At 37.9% G+C, this 20995-nt stretch carries 14 protein-coding genes; 2 read left to right on the top strand and 12 right to left on the bottom strand.

The features are described from left to right. The first annotated feature begins 136 nt into the window (after window positions 1–136). A complete protein-coding gene (locus FHS59_RS04220; protein ID WP_184493348.1) occupies window positions 137–3079 on the top strand; it encodes a PAS domain-containing hybrid sensor histidine kinase/response regulator in 2943 nt (980 codons plus the stop codon). Here FHS59_RS04220 and FHS59_RS04225 read toward each other — a convergent pair. The 8 genes from FHS59_RS04225 to FHS59_RS04260 form a co-directional block, all read right to left on the bottom strand. Beyond that, window positions 3067–4020: a tetratricopeptide repeat protein gene (locus FHS59_RS04225; protein WP_184493350.1), complete on the bottom strand. Its 954-nt coding sequence runs from the start codon at window positions 4018–4020 to the stop codon at window positions 3067–3069. The two genes, FHS59_RS04220 and FHS59_RS04225, sit on opposite strands and share 13 nt — an antisense overlap. Next, window positions 3983–5077, bottom strand: a complete 1095-nt coding sequence (locus FHS59_RS04230; RefSeq protein WP_184493352.1) for an AI-2E family transporter — start codon at window positions 5075–5077, stop codon at window positions 3983–3985. The genes FHS59_RS04225 and FHS59_RS04230 overlap by 38 nt, the downstream gene beginning before the upstream one ends. Window positions 5078–5142: 65 nt before the next feature. Then, entirely contained in the window at window positions 5143–7182 is a 2040-nt protein-coding gene (locus FHS59_RS04235) for a M3 family metallopeptidase (RefSeq protein WP_184493354.1), read from the bottom strand. Window positions 7183–7206: 24 nt separating this feature from the next. After that, on the bottom strand, window positions 7207–8583 hold the full coding sequence (locus FHS59_RS04240) for a tetratricopeptide repeat-containing protein (protein WP_184493356.1): 1377 nt from the start codon (window positions 8581–8583) through the stop codon (window positions 7207–7209). 184 nt (window positions 8584–8767) lie between these two features. Further along, window positions 8768–11203 (bottom strand): zinc-dependent metalloprotease, encoded by a 2436-nt coding sequence (locus FHS59_RS04245; protein WP_184493358.1) that lies wholly within the window; start codon window positions 11201–11203, stop codon window positions 8768–8770. 64 nt (window positions 11204–11267) lie between these two features. Beyond that, window positions 11268–13376 carry a helix-hairpin-helix domain-containing protein gene (locus tag FHS59_RS04250; RefSeq protein ID WP_184493360.1) on the bottom strand — a complete coding sequence of 703 codons (2109 nt, stop codon included), beginning with the start codon at window positions 13374–13376 and terminating at the stop codon, window positions 11268–11270. Next, on the bottom strand, window positions 13367–14182 hold the full coding sequence (locus FHS59_RS04255) for a PorV/PorQ family protein (protein ID WP_184493362.1): 816 nt from the start codon (window positions 14180–14182) through the stop codon (window positions 13367–13369). The genes FHS59_RS04250 and FHS59_RS04255 overlap by 10 nt, the downstream gene beginning before the upstream one ends. Window positions 14183–14257: 75 nt before the next feature. Further along, on the bottom strand, window positions 14258–15721 hold the full coding sequence (locus FHS59_RS04260) for a POTRA domain-containing protein (protein WP_246388291.1): 1464 nt from the start codon (window positions 15719–15721) through the stop codon (window positions 14258–14260). Window positions 15722–15777: 56 nt separating this feature from the next. On the opposite strand from FHS59_RS04260, the gene yidD reads away from it, so the two are divergent. Beyond that, the gene (gene yidD, locus FHS59_RS04265; protein ID WP_184493364.1) at window positions 15778–16005 is read left to right on the top strand and encodes a membrane protein insertion efficiency factor YidD; all 228 of its coding nucleotides are present in this window, start codon (window positions 15778–15780) and stop codon (window positions 16003–16005) included. 1 nt (window position 16006) lies between these two features. Here yidD and FHS59_RS04270 read toward each other — a convergent pair whose 3' ends face one another. Genes FHS59_RS04270 through fabF form a run of 4 tightly spaced genes read right to left on the bottom strand, consistent with a single transcriptional unit; the run spans window position 16007 to window position 20979 of the window. Continuing rightward, entirely contained in the window at window positions 16007–17104 is a 1098-nt protein-coding gene (locus tag FHS59_RS04270) for a prolipoprotein diacylglyceryl transferase (protein ID WP_184493366.1), read from the bottom strand. 2 nt (window positions 17105–17106) lie between these two features. Then, window positions 17107–18948, bottom strand: coding sequence for an NAD(+) synthase (nadE, locus tag FHS59_RS04275; RefSeq protein ID WP_184493368.1), 1842 nt, complete (start codon window positions 18946–18948; stop codon window positions 17107–17109). A 32-nt stretch (window positions 18949–18980) separates the two neighbouring features. Further along, complete coding sequence (gene rnc, locus FHS59_RS04280) at window positions 18981–19721, bottom strand: ribonuclease III (RefSeq protein ID WP_184493370.1); 741 nt, start codon at window positions 19719–19721, stop codon at window positions 18981–18983. A gap of 7 nt (window positions 19722–19728) precedes the next feature. Further along, complete coding sequence (fabF, locus tag FHS59_RS04285) at window positions 19729–20979, bottom strand: beta-ketoacyl-ACP synthase II (protein WP_184493372.1); 1251 nt, start codon at window positions 20977–20979, stop codon at window positions 19729–19731. Window positions 20980–20995: the final 16 nt, after the last annotated feature.

Consider the following 20995-nt stretch of genomic DNA (forward strand, 5'->3'; position numbering starts at 1 on the left):
TCATTTAATAAATTGTATTTATAAATCAAAAAATTTGTTATGAAATACAAAATGATGTATGTTTACTGCATGGAGATCAATTTATGGTTTCTTGTAACAAAAACGCCGAAACACCCTTAATTTTAGATTCGCCCAAATGCAAGAAAGAGGTATTAATAGCACCTTTAAGAAAATCATATATGAATCTTCAGAAATGGTTTTTCTTGCAGATGATACGTTTCCATATAGTATCTTCTATGCCAATGATGCGTTCGAAAATCAGATTGGTGAATCACTCCAAGAAAAGACTTTAGCAGGATTAGGGCTGGATATCAACGCTTATATTTTCAAAGAAGAATTGATTCTTAGCCATGATGGGAAAGAATACAGTTTCAGACTGGAATTACCTTATGAAAGCAGCGCAAATTATTTTTTGTTTTACAAAGGTAAAGAGGTCAAAACTCTGGGGTTGCCGACCAAAAAAGAAGCTCAGCAATTTTTCACTTCTTTCCAGGATATAATTGCAATCGGACAGCATGAGTATTTAACTTATTTAAATGGATCTGTGCTTCCGGTATTGGGATATCAACCTGAGGAGTTATTGAATTCAAGTCTTTGTAATTTGATTCATGAAAAAGATCTGGAGTCGGTTAAATCCATTTGGAGGGAAAAAGTAGGGAATGATGGAAATGCTTTTTTTGAAGCGAGGATTAGATCAAAATCAGGAGAATTCAAATTCATTGATTTTAGTGTCCAGTTTACTCCAGAAAGATTTTTCATCATTGGGAAAGATGTTTCTGAAAAAGCAAAACAAAAGCAACTAGAGAATCAAATTGAAAACTTAAAAGTAAATTCTCCTTCTTCTGCAAAATCAGGATCTTGGAAGTTTAATAAGAGTATAAATTCAATTTCATTCGATGCAGTTGCTTCAAATTTAATTGGACTCGCACAACAAATTGATTTAGCTAATGCAATTCAAAGTAAATCTGTGCAGGAATTTGCGGATAAATGGGGTGACTGTTTTGTAAAGATTGGTTCTGAATCTGCAAGTTTTGAATTTGAAATAGAGCTTTTAGAGTCGTCAACTAAACATTTTCAATTCAAGGGTATAAAAGTCAATGATTCTGAGTTTGCTGGAATAATCTGGGAAGACTCTGAGATAATTGATCGGAATAGAAAAATCAATCGACTTGAAAAGTTATTGCTGGAGTCGCCAGATCCAAGCATGGTCGTTTTCCCAGACGGTAAAGTTTATATCGCGAATCATGAAGTAGTAAAGCTTTTTGGCTTTGAAGAAGGAAGAAACCTAAAGCACTTAAGCGAGCTTGGAGGTTTGTTTGATAACCCTGATTTGTGGCAGGATTGGATCCAAAATGAAGGTTCTGAATCAGAGTTGCAGCGATTTTCCACTAATTTGATAAATACCCAAGGTCGTCAGTTGACTCTGGAAATCTGCTCTAAATTAATCGAAGTTGAAGAGCAAGGATTTATAAGTTTGACCTTTAGAAATATTTCTGAAAAGGTAATTCTAGAGAAAAACCTGGAAGAAAGCAGTGACTTCTTGATGAACCTAACAGAGCAAGTTCCAGGAGGTCTTTATCAGATGGTTTTGGATGCCGAAGGGAAAATGAAGTTCTCTTTTCTGTCCAAAGGAATTGGATCAGTACTGGGCTTGAACCCTGAAGAAATCAAGGATTTTGAGGACATTTCTATGGCGATTTCCAGAGTTCATCCAATGGACTTGCCTCAGGTTATCATGTCCTCGGTGGCTTCTGCCAAAAAGCAAGAGCCTTGGCAATGTCAGTTTAGAGTCAAGACGGATGATTCCCAAAATCAATATAGATGGATTTTAGGTGCCGCCAGACCGCAACTTCTCGAGAATGGAGACATGGTTTGGTATGGTTATTTGACAGATATCAGTGATCAAAAAGAATTCGAGGCTAAGCTTGAGGAAGCTAGGTTGACAGCTGTGAAAGCAAGTCAAATCAAATCTGACTTCCTGTCTATGATCAGTCATGAATTGCGGACACCGTTAAATGCGATTTCGGGTTCTACTTATTCTTTGCTACAAGAGCAGCCAAGTGATTCCCAGAAAACAGCTCTGAATACGATTAATTTTGCAGTAGATAATTTGATTATCATGATCAATGATCTACTGGATTTTCAAAAAATTGAAGCTGGTAAATTGACCATTGAAAAAGCTTCTTTCAACTTTGAGAATTTAATTCAACAGATCTTGAATGGATTGTCATTCCATGCGAAAGAAAGTAAAAACAATCTTCAATTAAACATTTCTGAAGGATTGAATCTTTGGCTCAAAGGTGATAAAACAAGACTTTCTCAAATTCTAAATAACCTTATTACTAACGCACTCAAGTTTACAAAAGAAGGGGATGTGACTGTTTCTGTTTTGCTCAAAGAAATGAGCACAAACAAGGCAAGAATATATTTCGAGGTTAAGGATACAGGTATTGGTATTGCGAAAGAAAACCAAGAGAAAATTTTCAATGATTTTGACCAGGTGAAGCCAACCTTCAGTTCTAAATATGGAGGTACGGGACTTGGTTTGTCGATTACCAGGAAGCTACTTTCTCTGATGGGAGGCACTATCCAATTGGAATCTGAAGTAGATAAGGGTAGTCGTTTTTACTTTGAATTGGAATTCGAAATTTCTGATGAAAACCCAGTTCCAACTTTCACTGTAAAGGAAAAACCATCAGCTCCGTTACAATTAAGACTGTTGATGGCGGAAGACAATGATGTCAATGCACTAGTTCTTGGCAAAATCATTAAAAAATGGGGCTTTACATTTGAACGTGTTCATAATGGTCAAGAAGCAGTAGATATGCTCAAAACCAATGAGTATGATTGCGTTTTGATGGATATTCAAATGCCTGTCATGGATGGTTTTGATGCTACATTAGCAATCAAATCTTTTTCAAGTGTCCCTGTAATTGCTTTGACAGCAGCCGCAAAACTTGAAATCATGGAGCGTATCGATGAATGCGGTTTCGATGGATTTGTAGCTAAGCCAATTGATGCTGCGGAGCTTTTGAAAAAGATCAAAGAAGTAGTAACAGGCGAAAATTATAGCGCCTGAGCCTTTTCTAAGTATTCCTTCACTAAATCCATTTCTGGATAATTCTGATTTAATTCTGCCAAAAATTGCAAAGCAGTAACTTTATCGCCCTTCAGAACATAGTAAATCCCTTTATTTCTCAATGCGAAAGGATTATTGGGTTCCATTTTTAAGCTTTGATTTATCAAATCCAATCCTTCTTCCAGTTGATCAAGATAGATTAAGTAAAGCCCTTTATTATTGTAATAGTACGCCTGGCCTTTATCGATGGCAATTGCTTTATTAACTGCTTCAAGAGCTTTTGAATAATTCCCTTCATCAAAATAAATCATTGACCTCAAATTGTGAAGATTTGGTTCAGAGGGATTGAAGGTTTCTGCCTCTTCCAAGACTTCTAATGCCAATTCAGGCTTTTTTTCATAATAAAGCAATGTCGCTTTATTAACTAACAGGTCGGAATTTGATGGATCTAGGCTGACAGCTTTTTCAAATGACGATAGAGCGGCAGGATAGTTTTTGAGCTTTTCCTCGACAAGTCCTTTCAGAAAGAAGGATTTCCAAGATTGGTCATTTAAACTGATCAGCTTCTCAGCGTCTCCTCTTGATTTATAAAATTCACCATTGTCCAGATAAATTAAGCCTCTCTGGAAATAACTTTCAAAATCATCAGGTCTATATTTGATAGCATCCTCTAGTGAATGAATTGCTTCGTCAAGCTGGTTGAGTTTTAACTGCGCCATCGCTTTGTTATAATGAGCATCGAAATAGGCGCTATCCAAATCCAATGCCTCCTCGTAAAATCCAATGGCTGATTTTGGATCATTTTCCTCCATTTTTTCATTGCCTTTCAGCAAGAACCTTCCCTTTTTATCTTCAAGGGAATCACAGGAAAAAAGTATGATTGTAAAAAGGAAAGCAAGGAAATTAACCGCTTTCAGAGGATTTTTCTTTTGATTTTTCATCCGATCTTTCTTCACCCAACAATAAGGCAAAAGGACTTGTTTGATCACTTAATTCAAATATTTCTCTAAGGATTGCTAAGGTAGGAATAATCAAAACCATTCCTGCAACACCCCAGATAGTTCCACCCACTAAAAGGCCGAGAAATGTAATAAAAGGATTCAGGTTCACATTTCCTCCCACAATTTTAGGCGTTAAAATATTCCCTTCTATCAACTGGATCAGTTGATAAGAAACTAAAACTGCAATCGGATAAAACAGACTGTCTTTTGTAAGAAAAGCATATACCATCGGCATCAATGCACCGATAAATGGTCCTACGTAAGGAATGATATTGAGGAATGCAGCAATTAAACCAAAGAAGATGGCATGCTTGATACCCAGCGCTGTAAAAGCCGTGACATTCAAAACTGCCAAAATTCCCATCACTTTTACTACTCCGATGATGTAATTTTGCAGCAGTTTTCTCAGGTTAGTGATTCTCATTTTGACTAGTTGAGGATCTTTGTCTCGGTAAATCCGGATCATGACCTCCGTCAAATGGTCTCGATATAGCAAAAAGAAAAACATGAACACAGGGATCAAAACTGTCCCGGATAATGATCCTACTGTTCTTAATGCAAAGCCTGTAATGTTTGCTCCCTGCTCTTGAAGCAAAGTCTTGATATAATCATCACTGGCTTTCTCTTCGAAATTTTCATCAATACCAAAATTTGTCATTGTCCATTCATCAATATCCTTCGCGTAGTTGGATAATTTTTCTGAGACATTGTCAAAATCGCTTGTGAAGTTGGAAATCGTAGTGATGATAAAAACCAATAATCCGACCACGATTGCTATATTCAAAAGCAAAGATAGAACTGCCGAAATGGTTCTCGGTACTTTTTTACTCTCCAGCCAATTGCTGAAAGGGGTGAAAAGAACAGCAAAAAAACCTCCCATAAATAATGGAACCAAGAGGCTTTTTCCAACAATAAGAAAGAAGACAAGAACTATTATGAAAATCAAAACCGATAAGGCTTTGAGATAGGGGGGCATAGTAAAAGATTTTTCTTTCATCTTGTCGGGTTTCATTATTGTTTTACGAAATATAGAAGTTTTTGAAAATAATAAATCTAATGTTCTTAATTAGAAGTAATTAAGCCAGCTCTTTTAAGCAAAGCATCTTGTTTTGGTTCTCTTCCTCTAAATCTTTTGTATAAAATAGATGGGTGTTCGCTACCACCTGCTGACAAAATATTTTTTAAGAATGAATCAGCTGTTTTCTTATCAAAAACTCCATTTTCTAAGAAAAGCTCAAATGCATCGGCATCCAAAACTTCAGCCCACTTATAGCTATAATATCCAGCGGAATACCCGCCTTGGAAAATATGTGAAAATGAAGGGGACATTAGCGTTCCTTCCACTTTTGGAAGCAGATCAGTTTGTTTCATGATCTCGGTTTCAAAAGTTGGGATTGACTCAATTTCTTCTGCTTTTGTGCTATGATAAGCCATATCCAATAAACCGAAACTTATTTGTCGAAGGGTTTGATATCCCTGTTGGAAATTAGCGGCTTTCTTCAATTTTTCGATTAGGCCTGCAGGGATCTTTTCACCAGTTTCGTAATGTACTGCAAAGAGATCTAAGCAATCTTTTTCGTAGCACCAGTTTTCGAAAATCTGAGAAGGCAGCTCTACAAAGTCCCAATAAACGCTAGTGCCGGAGAGTGATTCATAAGTGGTATTAGCTAGCATTCCATGCAATGCATGTCCAAACTCATGGAACAAAGTGGTGACTTCGTTGAAAGTCAATAAACTCGGTTTGGTTTTGGTTGGCTTTGTGAAATTGCAAACAATTGAAACGTGAGGTCTTTTGCTTACCCCGTTCACATTGCTTTGGCCACGATAACTGGTCATCCAGGCACCATTTCTTTTCCCTGGTCTAGGGAAATAATCTGCATAAAACACCGCAATATGCTTCCCATTTGCATCTTTTACTTCATAGGCAAGTACATCTGGGTGGTAAACTGGAATTTCTTTATTCGGGATAAATTCAAGCCCAAATAATTTCTTGGCAGTCAAGAAAACTCCTGAAATCACTTTTTCTAGCTGAAAATATGGTCTCAAAAGTTCATCATCGATCGCATATTTTTCCTTTTTTAGCAACTCAGAATAATAAGAGAAATCCCATTTTTTCAACTCAGTGATTCCATCAGTTTTCTTGGCAAATTCGGTGAGTTCAGCTAATTCCTGTTCTGCTTTAGGCTTTGCTTTTTCAAGTAAGGATTCTAAAAATTCAGTCACTTCACCCGGACTTTTTGCCATTCTTTCTGCCAAAATAAATTCAGCATGATTTTTAAATCCCAAAAGTTGAGCTCTTTTCTCCTTTAATTGAAGGATGTCTTTGATAATCTGCTGGTTGTCCAACTCATCTCCTTTGGAGCATTTGGTGTTGTATGCATAAAATAAAAGTTTTCGCAATTCCCTGTTTTTGGCATAGGTAAGTGCCGGAACATAGCTAGGATAGTCAAGTGTAAATGCCCATTTTCCGGGCTGACCTTTTTCTTCTGCAATCTGGGCTGCTGCTTCTTTGATGCCTTCAGGAAGCCCTTCTACAGCATTTTCTTCTGATTCAAAATGAACAAATTTATTGGTCTCTTCTAGTACATTCTCACCAAATTTCAAGCTTAACTGTGCAAGTTCCTGATCTATAGTCCGGAGAATTTCTCCCTGCTCAGGGGTAAGTTTTGCTCCATTTCTAACAAATGATTTATAAGTCTTATCCAGCAAAGTAACTTGTTCAGGATTTAGATCAAGTTGATCTTTTGATTCAAAAACTGAAGCTACTTTTTGGAATAAAACCGGGTCAAGTAATATGTCATTAGAATGCTGAGTCAAAAGGGGAGAAATTTCTCTTGCCAACTTTTGAAGTTCAGGACTGGTTTCTGCGGAATTTAAATTGAAAAATATTGAGCTGATCGTTCCCAGTTTTTCTCCGGATTGATCCATCGCTTCAATGGTGTTTTCGAATGTTGGATTTTCCTTATTCTTGATGTTTTCGATCTCCAGTTTTGCTTCGTCGATCGCGATTTTTATAGCAGGAAGATAATCTTCGGTTTTAATTGTTGAAAAAGGAGCTGTATCAAATGGAGTGGCAAAATTTGCCAATAATGGGTTTTGCATAAAATAAGAAACTTATGTGTTTTGTTAAGATGAAGATTCCCAAATAGGATCCATCAAATGACCTGACTTTTTTAATTCTGCCTCTAATCTACCAATTTGATCTTTAAAGCTTTCCCACATCCAGACCGCATGTGGAATTTTTTTGGCTTCTTCATGATGAAACCTAAAAAGATCAAACTGACCCAAACCAAAATATGACTCAGCTTGATTCACTGTAATCCAAAATTTTTGATTTGAATAATATTCCTTTAACTCCTCAGATTCCTTAGAGTTTGATTTTAGAGCTGCATCTCCTTTTTCTTTGGACAAAATTATCTGCCAATCTTTTTCGCAGAGAAATAATACTCGTTTCCAAGTTCTTTGTGCAAACACCAAATCGGCAATTCTTTCCTTTTCTTTAGTACTCAACCCTGAGTTTGCTCTATACACATATGTAATTGCAAGGTTAATACCATTGTATCGGTTGTTGAGTAGATAATAACTCCTTTGGAAGAAAAGAATTGAGTTTTCTAAATGAATATCTCCCTCACCGCATTCATAAAGTTTCTTTTCTATTGCACCAGCAGTAGATACTGTTTCAGGATCATTGGTATGAGCTAGGTTGATCGATTTTAAAAGCTCTAAAGATTGGTATAAAGATGTGATTAAATCTGGTTTTGCAGCCTTATAAGTGCAAAATGCTAGTCTATGAATTAAATATGAATCACGCTGGGATTGATTACTATTTGAAATTAATACTGCGGACTGGAATAAATCCCGTGCTTTTTCAAATTCTTTAATTTCTACAGCATTTTCTGCCTCTTGAATTATCAGAGAAAGGGCTTTGCCTTTTTCCTCATGTATTGATGGCTCAATGGCAGTAGTTTTATTTATTGAATCTTCTATTTCCTGCTGAGTTTTTGGAGGAATCAATGAGCTTAAATAAGTATAAACAGGACTATCTGATTCATTTTTGTCAATCACCTCTTCAATTAGGTTTCCTAAGGCTATTCTGAATCTTTCTACTTCCTCATAATCTATTGCATCACCCAAATGTTTGTATTTTGATATGAGAATGTGGTTGAGATCAAATGGATAAATCAATTTGTCTTCGGAAATGACTATGGTAGTATAGGGTCTTAAAGCATGTCTTATCCCAAGTTCATATAAAGCATTCGGGTTCGCTGTAGACAAGTCCGCTATTACCAAATCCGCTTTTAAAAGCTCCTTATACATCTGAACATCAATAGAACCTGAATGTGTGATTTCATCTGCTCTGAGACATTCTATTCCTTTGCTTTCAACAACAGGTTTAATCAATAATCGATAAGATTTATTGAGGTCTAATTTTCTCCCATTCACATAATCTGTTTTGATGCCGAAACCCATCACTACAAAACACCTTTTCTTGCCTTCCTTCATAGTGCAAAAAATTTTATTGTTATCTAATTCAAATATTTCAAAATGTAAGAGTTTTTAAAATCAAAATTTCAAAATAATATTGTAAAAAACACAAAAATAGTTTGAGATATTTTTGAAAAGTTTAAAAGGAATTAAAAAAAAGAGCTTCCTATTTTGGAAGCTCTTTCAAGGTTTTTATATGAAATTAATAGTCAAAGTCGCAAGACATTGATTCTGATCCAATTGGTGAACCATCAGGAGCTTTTAAAGTTTCCTGAACGGTCAATTCCACCGGAAGATCCAAAAATGCATTAATCTTTGCAGCCAAATAATTAGAATGCTGAGCTAGCAACGCATTTGAAGATCTAGAGGAAAGTTTACTGTTCCCATTTGCAAGTTTCTCTAGTTGTGCTCTAGTAATTGCTCTCACAGTATTGGATGCATCCGCACTTTTAGCTAAAGCGATTAATTGATCTACCATTTTGGTTTCGGTCATCATTTTTATTTCTGATTGGAGTCCAGATGGAAGAGAGGATGAGAAAATCTCATTGCTTACTTTGTCTAAAATCGCCTGATAGCCAGGTAGGTCTTTGTTTTGTAATTGCTGTAAATACATTCTATTGACTCTTGCTACATCAAAAAGGAATGATAGCGTCAGATCTACCACTGTCTCAGCTGGAGCGATAGGATCGAAGGTAGGACCAGTTCTGGATACAAATGTTTCTCTTGTTCTGCCATATCCATAAGGTCTTGGAGGGATCAGAGCTAAGATATGAGCAGGAACTTCCAATTGGCTTGGAGAGATGGTAAGTAAAAGTGCATCCAAAGCATCTTGTTGGTCTTTTGCTGAAATCCAGCTGTGGGTTGGTTGGTTGTCACCTTTTACCTTATAGCTGTAATCCAAGCCTCCTACTACTTTGGTGGTTGCTTCTACTTGGTATCTGTGCATTAAGAAAAGAGGAACCAAAACCTCTTCCAACATGGCTTCTGGAGTTCCATTTGGAATTGCATTTAAGCCAAAAGAAGCCAATTTATTTTTTCGAAGAGAAAGCATTCTTTCTAATTCAGTAGAGGCCGAAGCTCCATTATCCCATAAATGCGAACGTGGGTGAGCGCCACTTGGGTCTCTTGAATCTGAATCAGTTATGAATTCGTATCCAGCAGCGTAGGTGTCTTCCAAGGTTTTATTCAAGAACTCTTCCTCAGTCATTCCAGAAGGAACTGTGCCGTAACCATATTTGATAGCCCATTTGTCCCATTCGCCGATTTTCTGGTCGTATGCTGTATATAAATCCAATTCACCATTTGCATTTTGAGTGATAACAGGATAAGGGTAATCCATCACGGAAGATCTTCCTTCGGCAGAAGTGGCGTAGCTATGAGCCAATCCAATGGTATGACCAATTTCATGGGCAGAAAGCTGTCTCAAACGATCTAATGCAAGCTTTAGCATTTTAGGATCAGGTTCATCACCATTCTCATAAGGTTGAATCAAACCCTGAGCAATCAAATAGTCCTGACGAACTCGAAGAGAACCTAAAGAAACATGTCCTTTGATAATTTCTCCTGTTCTTGGGTCTCTGACACTGCTTCCATAAGACCATCCTCTGGTAGATCTGTGAACCCACTGGACCACATTGTATCTCACATCCATCAAATCCATTCCTTCAGGAGCCAATTCTACTCTAAAAGCATTCTTAAATCCTGCTGCTTCAAATGCTTGACTCCAGTAATTCCCTCCTTCAATCAATGCAGAAGCTACTGGTTCTGGTGTTCCTCGATCCAGGTAATAAACAATTGGCTCTACAACTTCAGAAACAGCGGCACTTGGATCAGTTTTTTCCAAACGGTGTCTGGAAATAAATCTTTTGACGATAGGCTCTGTAATTGGAGTTGTGAAATCCATGTAGCTGATAGAAAAATATCCGCCTCTTGGATCAAATTCTCTTTTCTCATAATCCAAATCTGGCAATTCGATAAAAGAATGTCTCTGACGAACAGTCACGGCATCAGATCCGGGTGTAACAGAACTCAACTCTCTACCGGTGATTTGACCTGTCAAAGTGATCACAGCTTCTACTTCTGTGTTTTTTGGGAAATTCTTGGTGGTTGGGTAGTATAGGCTAGAGCGACTTGCATCTGTTCTGAATGTTCCTTGACGACTTCTGCTCAATCTAGATCCAACGCCATGAGTATCTTCCATGTAGAATTTTGTCGCTTCGACAATGTAAGAGTCTCCATTTTTTTGGGAGACATCAAATCCCCAAAGAGTGGATTCTGCGAAAGCATCTCTAATCGATTTTACTTCAGCTGGATTGTCAGAATAGGCTCGATAATCGTAATTCTTCTGGACTAAAAAGATTTTATTTCCGGTCTTTCTAAATTCAACAATTCTTGTTTGACCTAATTGACCTCTATCAAGTCCAAGGTCATTGGACCCAACACCTGCTGTCAAAGAGCTGACGTAAAGAAATTCCTTTTCGAGATCCTCGATTTCCAGATAGATTTTACCTTTTTCTTCGTCGAGATAGAAATCGACAAATCCTTCCATTTTGGTGAATTTGCTCAAATCCACCTCCTGGGCAATTGCCGACGATAGGGTGAGTAGTAAAATGAAACTTGCGTAAAGTATTTTTTTCATGGTATAGTGGTTTGTTGACAAATTATTAAAAAAACAGGCTCAAAATTGTACCATTGATGGAAAATTAATGATGGAGCATGTATCTGATTAAAAAAGTGGTTTCTGTTATGTGGGAAGAGTCGATTGTTTGAAGACCTGATCCGATCTGATCCCGATCTGAATAGCTTGTTCTAGCAAACCGAAAATAGGCAGTGAGTTGTGTGTTAAATTTGTATTGCCCCAAAAAATAATAGCGCATTCCCTGACCTGAAAATGCCGGGACGGAAAAGGCCCAAAGGACATTGTTTTCAAAGGCATATTGTCTGTTGTCATAATTATCCGTGTCAAAAAGAGCGAATCGTGTTGTGAATTTCCAGTTGTCTCGTGCGTATTGAAAGTCCTGAAGTACCATAAATCCGTAGGATTTTTCTGAATTGAATTCCACTCGACTTCCTAAAATTCTAGATCTTATAAAAACTTGTTTTGAGAGTTGGTATTCTAGGCTCAACATGCCATTTGATTTCTTAATCGGAGAAACTAAGTAGGGGATAGCAGACTCTCCAGTATCTGATAAATTTCTTTCTTTTTGTTCAGTGCGGAGTTGGATAAAAGTCAGGAGAGTTTTAGATGGAGAATAGGAAATTCTAGCTAGCCATTCAAATCCCTTGGAAGGGGAATAGACTCGATATCGCAACCAAGGAAATCTGAAAAAGTCATAATACGCATTGAGTTTCCACTGCCTAGTTGGTTGATATTCCATTCCGAGGTAAACTCCTCGCTCATTGATAGACCGGGTTCCTTCGGAAAATGAATTACCGTAAAGGCTATGAAAATCACGATCGTAATTCCTCCAAACCATTGACAAATTGAACTCTTTGCTTAAGCTGGTGATGAATCCTATTACAGAACCTTTACCAAGTGATTTAGATATTCCAGTTTCTCCAAATAGAAAGAAGTTTTTCCAGTTATAATTAAAATAAAAACTCCCCACCCAATTCGATTGTCCAGAGAAATCAAATTGATTATAAACAGTGGGAGTTTTGATCCAAGGTTTGTCAAATCTTGTAGATAAAAAGTTTCCGCCTATTGAAAGTTTTTTGGATAAGGAATATTGTGTATTTCCTCCAATCGAAACCTCTCGAAATTTAGCTTTAGTAGAAATTTCACTGGCTGTCCGATGAAGCCCACTTTGGCTTAGGCTAGAAATTGTTTCAAATACATTTTCCAGACTATCTCTTTCAAGCGAGGATCTGCCATCTCTGGGGGCAAGAGAGGTGATGATCGTGCCCTGCCATTTTCCAGATTGATAAGTAGCTCCTAATCCTCTGAAAAATCCAAACTCCATCGCAGCAGTGTAAGGGAGGATGCCTACACTACTTTTTCTGACGGTTGGAACAGTTTCAGCTCCTTTGCCCAAAGAATAGCCCGCACCAAACACCAATCCCTGTCCAAATTGAACCTGATAATCACCCACACTGATGACTTTCCAGTTTCTTACTTGATACTTGGTGAAATGAAAAGAGAAAAAATTAAACCCATATCTATTCGATTTTGGGTCCCAGATAAATTGTTCCCCAGCATCTTTATCCAAAGTGATTCCAAGACTGAAATCTCTTGCATGTTGGATTCTAAATCTTAAATAAAGATCATTTGGCCCACCCAAATACCGGGAATTTGGTTGTCCTGAACTAGAACTATCTGCTGTTGTGAACCCTTTTCGAGTTTCCAAAACTCTTCTATGGCGAAATAGTAAATATCCTTGTTCCTCATCAATAATCCTTCTAATCAATCCTTTGGAATAAGAATTCCCATTGTTTCCTAAAGTAATGAATGGCAAAATCTGTTGTATTGTTTCTGGACTGAGATCGGGAACAGCTTGAAGTTCATAAAGTGAGAGAAAAGGTCCATATTTCTCACGATAGGAAATGATGGAATTGATTTGGCTGGGATTCAAAAGATAACTTGCCTGAAGGATTTCAGCATCTGCGAGGTTAATGTTTATTGGATTTGAATAAAGCTGAAAAAGCACCTCGTAAATAGCTGCATAATCTAGGTCTTCCTCCTGAACAGGAAATAACCGTTCTACTAATTTTTCTGTGTCAATTTGACCTTGAGGCGGATTCTGAGCATAAATAGAATAGGTAAGTAGTAAAGTGGAAATACATAGGGCAATATGTAGTTTCCTCAATCCCATATATATCCGAAGCTTACATGATTTGTAGAACCAAGAGGGTTATTTTGACCAAGTCCATAATCAAATCGAAATTTCCCAGGGTTAAGACCAAACCCAAAAAATAGTTTTGATGGATTACTATTTATTCCTGTCCTAAGGAATATCCACTCTTTTAATCCGTATTCTAATCCAAGTTTAATATTAGGAGCATAAGAAATGTCTTTTTCAGCTTCCAAATGCACTTGCAAACTGGAGGTGGGAAAGTAGGAAAGACCCATTGAAATCAAAGTGGATAAATGGTCGCTGGAGGCTTTGCTGATTTTAGCGCGATTGATATTTGAAAAAGCTCCTCCTATTTGAAGTTTAGGGCCTAAATCAGCCACTCCACCAAGGCTCAGCAGAAAAGAATTTCCGGTACCAAAATCCTGAATTTGGGTCTGAAACCAATCTACTTTCACTCCAAAACTGGCTATTCCTAGTTTTTGGGAAAAGCCCAATCCTAGCATTTGTTGGTTGAATAACTTTCCACCAAATCGAGTCAAACCAACTCCAAACGTACCAATATCAGTCTTTATCCCTGCAGCTATTCCAGTTGTGCTTAGTTCTTTGAGTCCATATCTGGTATCCACTCCCAAGGAAATCTGAGAACTTTTTATTCTATCTAATCCACCGATATTATTGAAAATAGCCCAGGCATCTTGGAGATTAACCTTAAGATTTCCCATACTTTGACTCTTAGCCCCATGGGCTTGGGTTAGTGGATCTGTTTGGGCTTTAGAGGAAATGCTAAACCAAACAAAGAAGCCTAAAAAAATCAATCGCTTCATTTCGATAAAAATATAAATGAACTATTAATTTAAATAAAATTCATTTAAATAGGTATGCGACTGACTAAGAAATTTTTAGAATGGGGCTTTGAAGTTGAAGAAGAAGTTTCCTTCTCTGGAATTATTTAGAGAGTATTCAAATCTCAGGACGGAATCATAAAACCCTACCAAATCAAGTCCCAAGCCATATCCTATCAGATATTTATTGGCTAATCTGGAATTTGATGGTATTTCATTTCGGTCTTTTACAAAACCATGATCAAAGTTGGCACTCAAATAAAGTCGGATAGGAATGGTGCTAAATTGTTCTAACTGAACTGCTCTGGAAATATCAAAATCACGGTCAAAAAACTTCCACCTGAAACTGTTTTTATGAACATACAGCTGTTGGCCTTCTATCACATTTAGTTCGTATCCCCTGATAAAATTAGGACTATACCCAATTCCCCTCACTAATGTGTAAGGTTGTTGTGCACTTAAAAACCAGTTGGCAGTAAGACCGGTATTAAAGTTGAATTTGTCATTGAATTTGAAATATTTATTTGCCGTCAAATTCACCTCTACCTCGTCCAGCTCATCTGTAAAGAAAATGCCGTATTTAGTAGCTGTTAGTACCAATAATTCTCCGTCCGTGGCATAAGCAACATTATCTCTGCGATCATGTCTGAAACTGTATGTCATGTAGAGGTATCGAAGTGTATTTGTCCCGTGTTGAAAATAATTTGGATTCTCATCCAAAATCAGAGGACTGATCCAAGTATGGTTAAAACCTAAAGTGACAAAATGGAAGTTGTAAAAACTCCTTCTGTAGGTATATCTAAGCGCTGCGGCAATATTCTTCCGAAGCACATCTTCTTCTGGAGAAGTATAAAATACCTGACGGTTATTTTCAGATTTGATGGCTAGGGTTTTGTTATTATAGAAAGTGAATTGGGCAGCCAAACCATGTTTTTGTTTCTTATCGATGTAAGGTTTACTATATTGGATATCCAAAGCCTTCGTAAATCCTAATTGCCCTGCAAATCTCAGTTTTTCGTTTCTTCCTGCCACATTACTATGGCTGAGACGAAGACCGTAATTCACTCTGGAAAAGTCTCTTCCTTGGTTAGTCCACCATTCCGCAAAGTTTCTATCAGCCAATTGGAAAATTAAAGAGGGGAGAATATACCAGCGTTCTTTCACAGAAATCACTACTTCTACCTCATCTTCTCCCGTAATCAAAGGAGTGATTTCAACTTCAGTAAAGAGACGAAGGTTGTAAATTTTCTTTTGGTCAGCCTGGATGATCTCCATGAAAGTCTCCCAATCGTAATAATAATCTGTGGTAAAATCCAGCTCTCTAAGGATGATACTCTTTTTCGTTTTCTCATTTCCTATAATAAAAATGTTGTTCACTTTTACCTTTTCAGGTGTACCGGAATTTGCAGGACTAAAAGCTGTGTCAACTTGTGCAAATGCACTGTTTAACCCAATACCTAAAAAGCTAAGGCAAAAGGAAAGCAATAGAAGCGAAAGGATATTTTTTATCTTAAATGACAAGAGGGAATTCTGATTGAGTAATTTTGGTTAGAGAGACAAATCCAACAGGTTGGTTTATGACATTTAGGACATTAATTCGAAAGATAGCCATATTTCCCGTTTTGGTATACCAATACACCATTTCTCCGCTTTTTCCGGCAAGTTGCCGTTATACACCGACCTGCAGTCAATATACGAAAGAAGCTATCTTAAAGCATGGAGTAATCAAAGGAGGATGGCTTGGGATAAAGAGAATTATCAGCTGTAATCCATGGGGAGGCCATGGACATGATCCTGTACCTTAAGTTATTCCGGTTTTAACCCATTTCTTAATGCTCTAATCACCAAGAATACACCGGCAATTACCAAAGGAATACTCAATATTTGTCCCATGTTCAATACCATTGATTCCTCAAATTCCACTTGAACAGCTTTGAAATACTCCCAAAGAAAGCGCATTCCGAAAACAGAGATTAGAAATAGTCCGAGCAATATTCCATCCGGCAATCTTGATTGATATTTATACCAAATCCCAAAGAGGATTAAGAAAATCACCAAATATGACAGGGATTCGTAAATCTGAGTAGGATGTTTGGTCCTTCCAAATGTTTTAATGGTCGCAAGATAATGGTCGCCTTTGTCTGAAATAGTTAAATCCAAAGCAGGTTCTATAGGTTCTGCCAAGTATTCTCTCGAAGAGCTAAATTGGGTTAAGGCATATTTTACATCCCTTCTCAGGGTGGACTCTAAATCCTCGATTGAAAAGCCTCCTTTTCCTATCACTATATCAAAGTTTACTGGTACAATTCCATTGTTTTGAAGCTCGGAGCTACGGTCTTCAGGGGCATAAGCATTTATAGATTCGATAGGCATTCTGAGGGTTTTCAAAATGTCTTCAGTATCCCAAGCATATACAAAACCATAATCTGTCCCAGTGTCTTTACCTCCGATTTCAGAATTCATCAAATTTCCAAATCGGATCAAAGCACCTGTCATTGCTGTCACGATAACTATTCTGTCTACCACCCATAAGTAACTTTGTCCAGGCGTTCGTTTGGCATAAAGCCAAAGCGCAAATAGGATCGCAATTGCTGCTCCATGACTTGCCAAGCCACCTTCCCAGACTTTCAGGATTTCTATAGGATTGCCCAAATATTTTTCTGGCTCATAAAAAAGCACATGGCCCAACCTCGCACCGATTATGGTAGCCAAAACCATGTAAATCGTCAATTTATCCACTAGCTCAGGATTTTGACCTTCCTTTTTGAAGAAGTAAACCATGAATTGCTGGGAAATGATAAACCCCAAAGCAAATAGTAAGCTGTACCATCTAAGTCTTTCAAACCCGGCAAAAACTGCAGGATTTGGATCCCAGACAACGTAATTCAGCAATGATTCAAGCATAGTTATAAGTGGTCTAATAGTTCAAGTTCTTCTGCAAACCCACCCGACAAGATTGGAAATCTGTACCAGGTTTTTGGGTCCACATTAAATTCATCTAAATGGAAAGAAGGGGCTAGACGCTCTCTTTTCCACTGATTTCGCGACCAAAGTCTAAAGAATTTTTTAATGTATTCTTTTAAAACTTCAGGGGCTATTTCTAATTCATCTTGTAGGATCAAGAAAATATCCATCGGGGACCGTTTATCCCTGATCGCCAATTTTTCAATTTCCACGATGACAGAATAAGGCATCAAATCCTTCTCATCTGTCTGGGTTTTTTCCAAAGGTCTCAATTCAGCAGTTGGCTGCAACGAATTCACCAATTTTAATCCAGGCTGATCCAGATTTTTTTCTGCCCAAGATAGCCATTGCAGGATAAAGTATTTATCAACAGCAGCAATCGGTGAAATACTTCCACTGGTGTCTCCATCCATGGTTGCATATCCAACATCCCCTTCACTTCGGTTTGAAGTAGAAAGCAATAAGGCATTATTGATATTGGCCAGCATCCAGATTATTGGAGATCGGGTTCTTGCCTGGATATTTTGGAGTGTGATATCGTCTTTTTCCCAGGTCAATTTCCTACCGATTGCTTGTTCGATTTTGCGTGTATAAGAGCTGACTTCCTCTTCAATTTGCCAATGATAAAAGACTGCTCCTATGCTTTCAGCTAAAGTTTTTGCGGAATTAAACGTGTCTTCTGAAGAGTTTTTCGTGCCTTGATAGGCAGTCGTCAACAATTTGCCGACCATATATTTTGCAACATCTTCTACTTCTTTTGGAGGCAAAGGAAAATTGATCTTTTTGCAGAAAAGCACAATCCCTAATTCAGAAATACCCCTTTTGACCATTTCTGAAACAAGAATCGCAATGGTGGAAGAATCTGCTCCACCGCTAAGGGAAAGGACAAAACCTTTGCTTTTGCTTTTTCTCAAATAATCAAAAAGAGCAAGCGAACCAGCTTGTACAAATTCTTTTTCCTTTTCTAGAATTGGAGCTATTTCCTGCTCTTTTTCTTCCAGCCAAAAACTCTTGACTTGGAAATCTTCAAAAGAAAGAAGTTGGTTTCTGGAAAGTATTTTTCCGGATTTTCCAAGCATGATTTCCCCGTCGAAAATCATTCTCCCAGCTTCATTTCCCAGTAGGTTTGCATAGCAATAATAACAATCAAAAATGCGACTGCTATCGGAAATCAACTCATAGCGTTCTTTGGTTTTGCCCATGGCAAAATGACTAGCACTAGGATTAAAAATGAGGTCAACTTTTCTATCTGCAAGCCGATATCCTGGTCTTATTGGGCCTCTCCAAGCGTCTTCGCAGATTTCAAAACCGTATTTCCATCCTTTATGCTCAAAGATTTGATCTCCTAGTGGATAATTTTTTCCTTCAAATTCAAATTGAATAACCTCGTGAGCTTGCCAAGGGGTAAACCATCTAAATTCATAATGGACTCCATCGATTGCCATGTATTGTTTAGCGACAAAACCCAGCAATTTTGCATTTTCGATGACCGCAACGCAATTGTAAACTTTATCTTGAATTCGAACGGGCAAGCCGACTGCAACAGTGATATTTTCACATTCTGGGATTACTTTCCCCAATTGCTCCAGTGCTTTTTTTGGAAACCAATAACTCAAAAATAAATCTTCGCTGCCATATCCGGTGATTGCCAACTCAGGTAAGCAAAGAATTTCAGCTTCCTCAGCCCTAGCTTCCCTAATAGCGCGGATAATCCGATCCAAATTCCCACTCCAATCCAAAGGAGTTTGATTGACGGTGGCAGCAGCAATTTTTATTGGAGACATGATAAATTCAAAATTGAAGGTAAAATACGCTTCTATTGGGTGATCTTCAGCAAGTCACAAGCATTTTTTGATGCTTCTTGTTCTGCTTTTTTCTTTGTACTCCCTTTTCCTTGGGAGGTTTCCTCTCCATCGATTTCTAAAGCGACAATAAATTCTTTGAAGCGTTGATTTCCATGTACATGAAGAACTTTATACTCAATGGATTTATTTTCTTTCTGCGACCATTCGATGATTTTACTTTTGTAATTGGTCACCGTAGCGATCATTCCCTCCAAGTCAAAATGGAGCAATATCCTTTTAAGGATAAATTTTTTAGTGAAATGATAGCCTTTGTCTAGGTAAATAGCTCCTAGAAATGCCTCTAAAACATCTCCGTATAAGGATTTATTTCCAATGAAATTTCGATCTCCGATTTCTAAATTGAGTACATTTTTCAACCCGATTTTAATTCCGGTCGAATTTAAAGACTCCCGATTAACAAGCTTGGACCGGGTTTCTGTCAGGAATCCCTCATCCCGATAAGGGTATTTTTGGAAAAGATATTCAGCAATCACTGCTCCCAAAATTGCATCTCCCAGAAACTCCAATCTTTCGTTGGAAATTTTAAAGCCTTTCATCGTTTCCTCAGCGATTCCGGAAGGAGTGAGTGCAAGTTTGTAAAGTGCAATGTTAAAAGGCCTGCTGCCCATCATCACTTTGATGGAGGCAGCAAGCCTTTTGTCTTTTTTGCTAAAGAAGAGAGTGTTGATTCCGAGTCTCTGAATAAGTTTCAAGTTCGGTTTAATTATATTTCTTGAAAATGACGGAGCAGTTATGACCGCCAAATCCAAAAGTATTGCTCAAAGCGTAATTTATTTCTCTCTTTTGGGCTGTATTGAAAGTTAAATTCAATCCTGGATCAAAGCTTTCGTCATCTGTGAAATGATTGATCGTCGGAGGAACAATTCCATTTTTAATCGCTAGGATTGAAGCAATCGCTTCAATAGCTCCCGCAGCACCCAGCAAGTGTCCAGTCATGGACTTGGTACTGCTGATATTCAATTTATAAGCATGCTCACCGAAAACTTTTCCGATGGCTTTCGTTTCTCCTACATCACCTAGTGGGGTAGAAGTACCATGCACATTGATGTAATCGATTGCTTCTGGCTGAAGGTTAGCATCTTCGAGTGCGATTTTCATCACATTACTTGCACCTAAACCATCTGGATGAGGGGCAGTGATATGATAAGCATCGGCAGTCATTCCACCACCAACTAATTCAGCATAGATTTTTGCTCCTCTAGCTTTTGCATGTTCATATTCTTCAAGAATAAGAGCTCCGGCACCTTCACCTAAAACAAATCCATCTCTGTCTTTATCAAAAGGTCTTGAAGCAGTTTCCGGAGAATCATTTCTCTGAGAAAGCGCTTTCATGGCATTGAAACCACCTATTCCTGCCTCGGTCACTGCAGCCTCGGAACCTCCAGAGATGAAGATATCAGCTTTACCAAGTCGGATATAATTGAATGCATCAATCAATGCATTAGTAGCAGAAGCACAAGCAGAAACAGTAACAAAGTTTGGTCCTCTAAAACCATATTTGATGGAAATAAATCCAGCACTGATATCTGCAATCATCTTTGGAATAAAGAATGGATTGAAGCGAGGAGTGCCATCACCGTTGGCAAAATCTGTCACTTCATCCTGAAAAGTCTTTAATCCGCCAATTCCTGAACCCCAAATTACACCTGCACGTGACTTGTCGATGGCTTCTAAATCGAAACCAGCGTCATTCATGGCCTCTTCTACAGAGATCATTGCATACTGGGTAAAAGGATCCATCTTTCGGGCCTCTTTTCTGTCAATGAACTGTTCGATATCAAGATTTTTGACTTCGCAGGCAAATTGAGTTTTGAATAGAGAGGCGTCGAACCGGGTGATCGGCGCAGCACCGCTCACCCCATTAATCAATCCGGTCCAGAATTCTTCTGCCGTATTGCCTATTGGGGTGAGGGCACCAATACCTGTTACAACAACTCTTTTTAAATTCATAAAATGAATTTATGGG

It is taken from the genome of Algoriphagus iocasae (genome assembly GCF_014206875.1).
GTDB lineage: Bacteria > Bacteroidota > Bacteroidia > Cytophagales > Cyclobacteriaceae > Algoriphagus > Algoriphagus iocasae.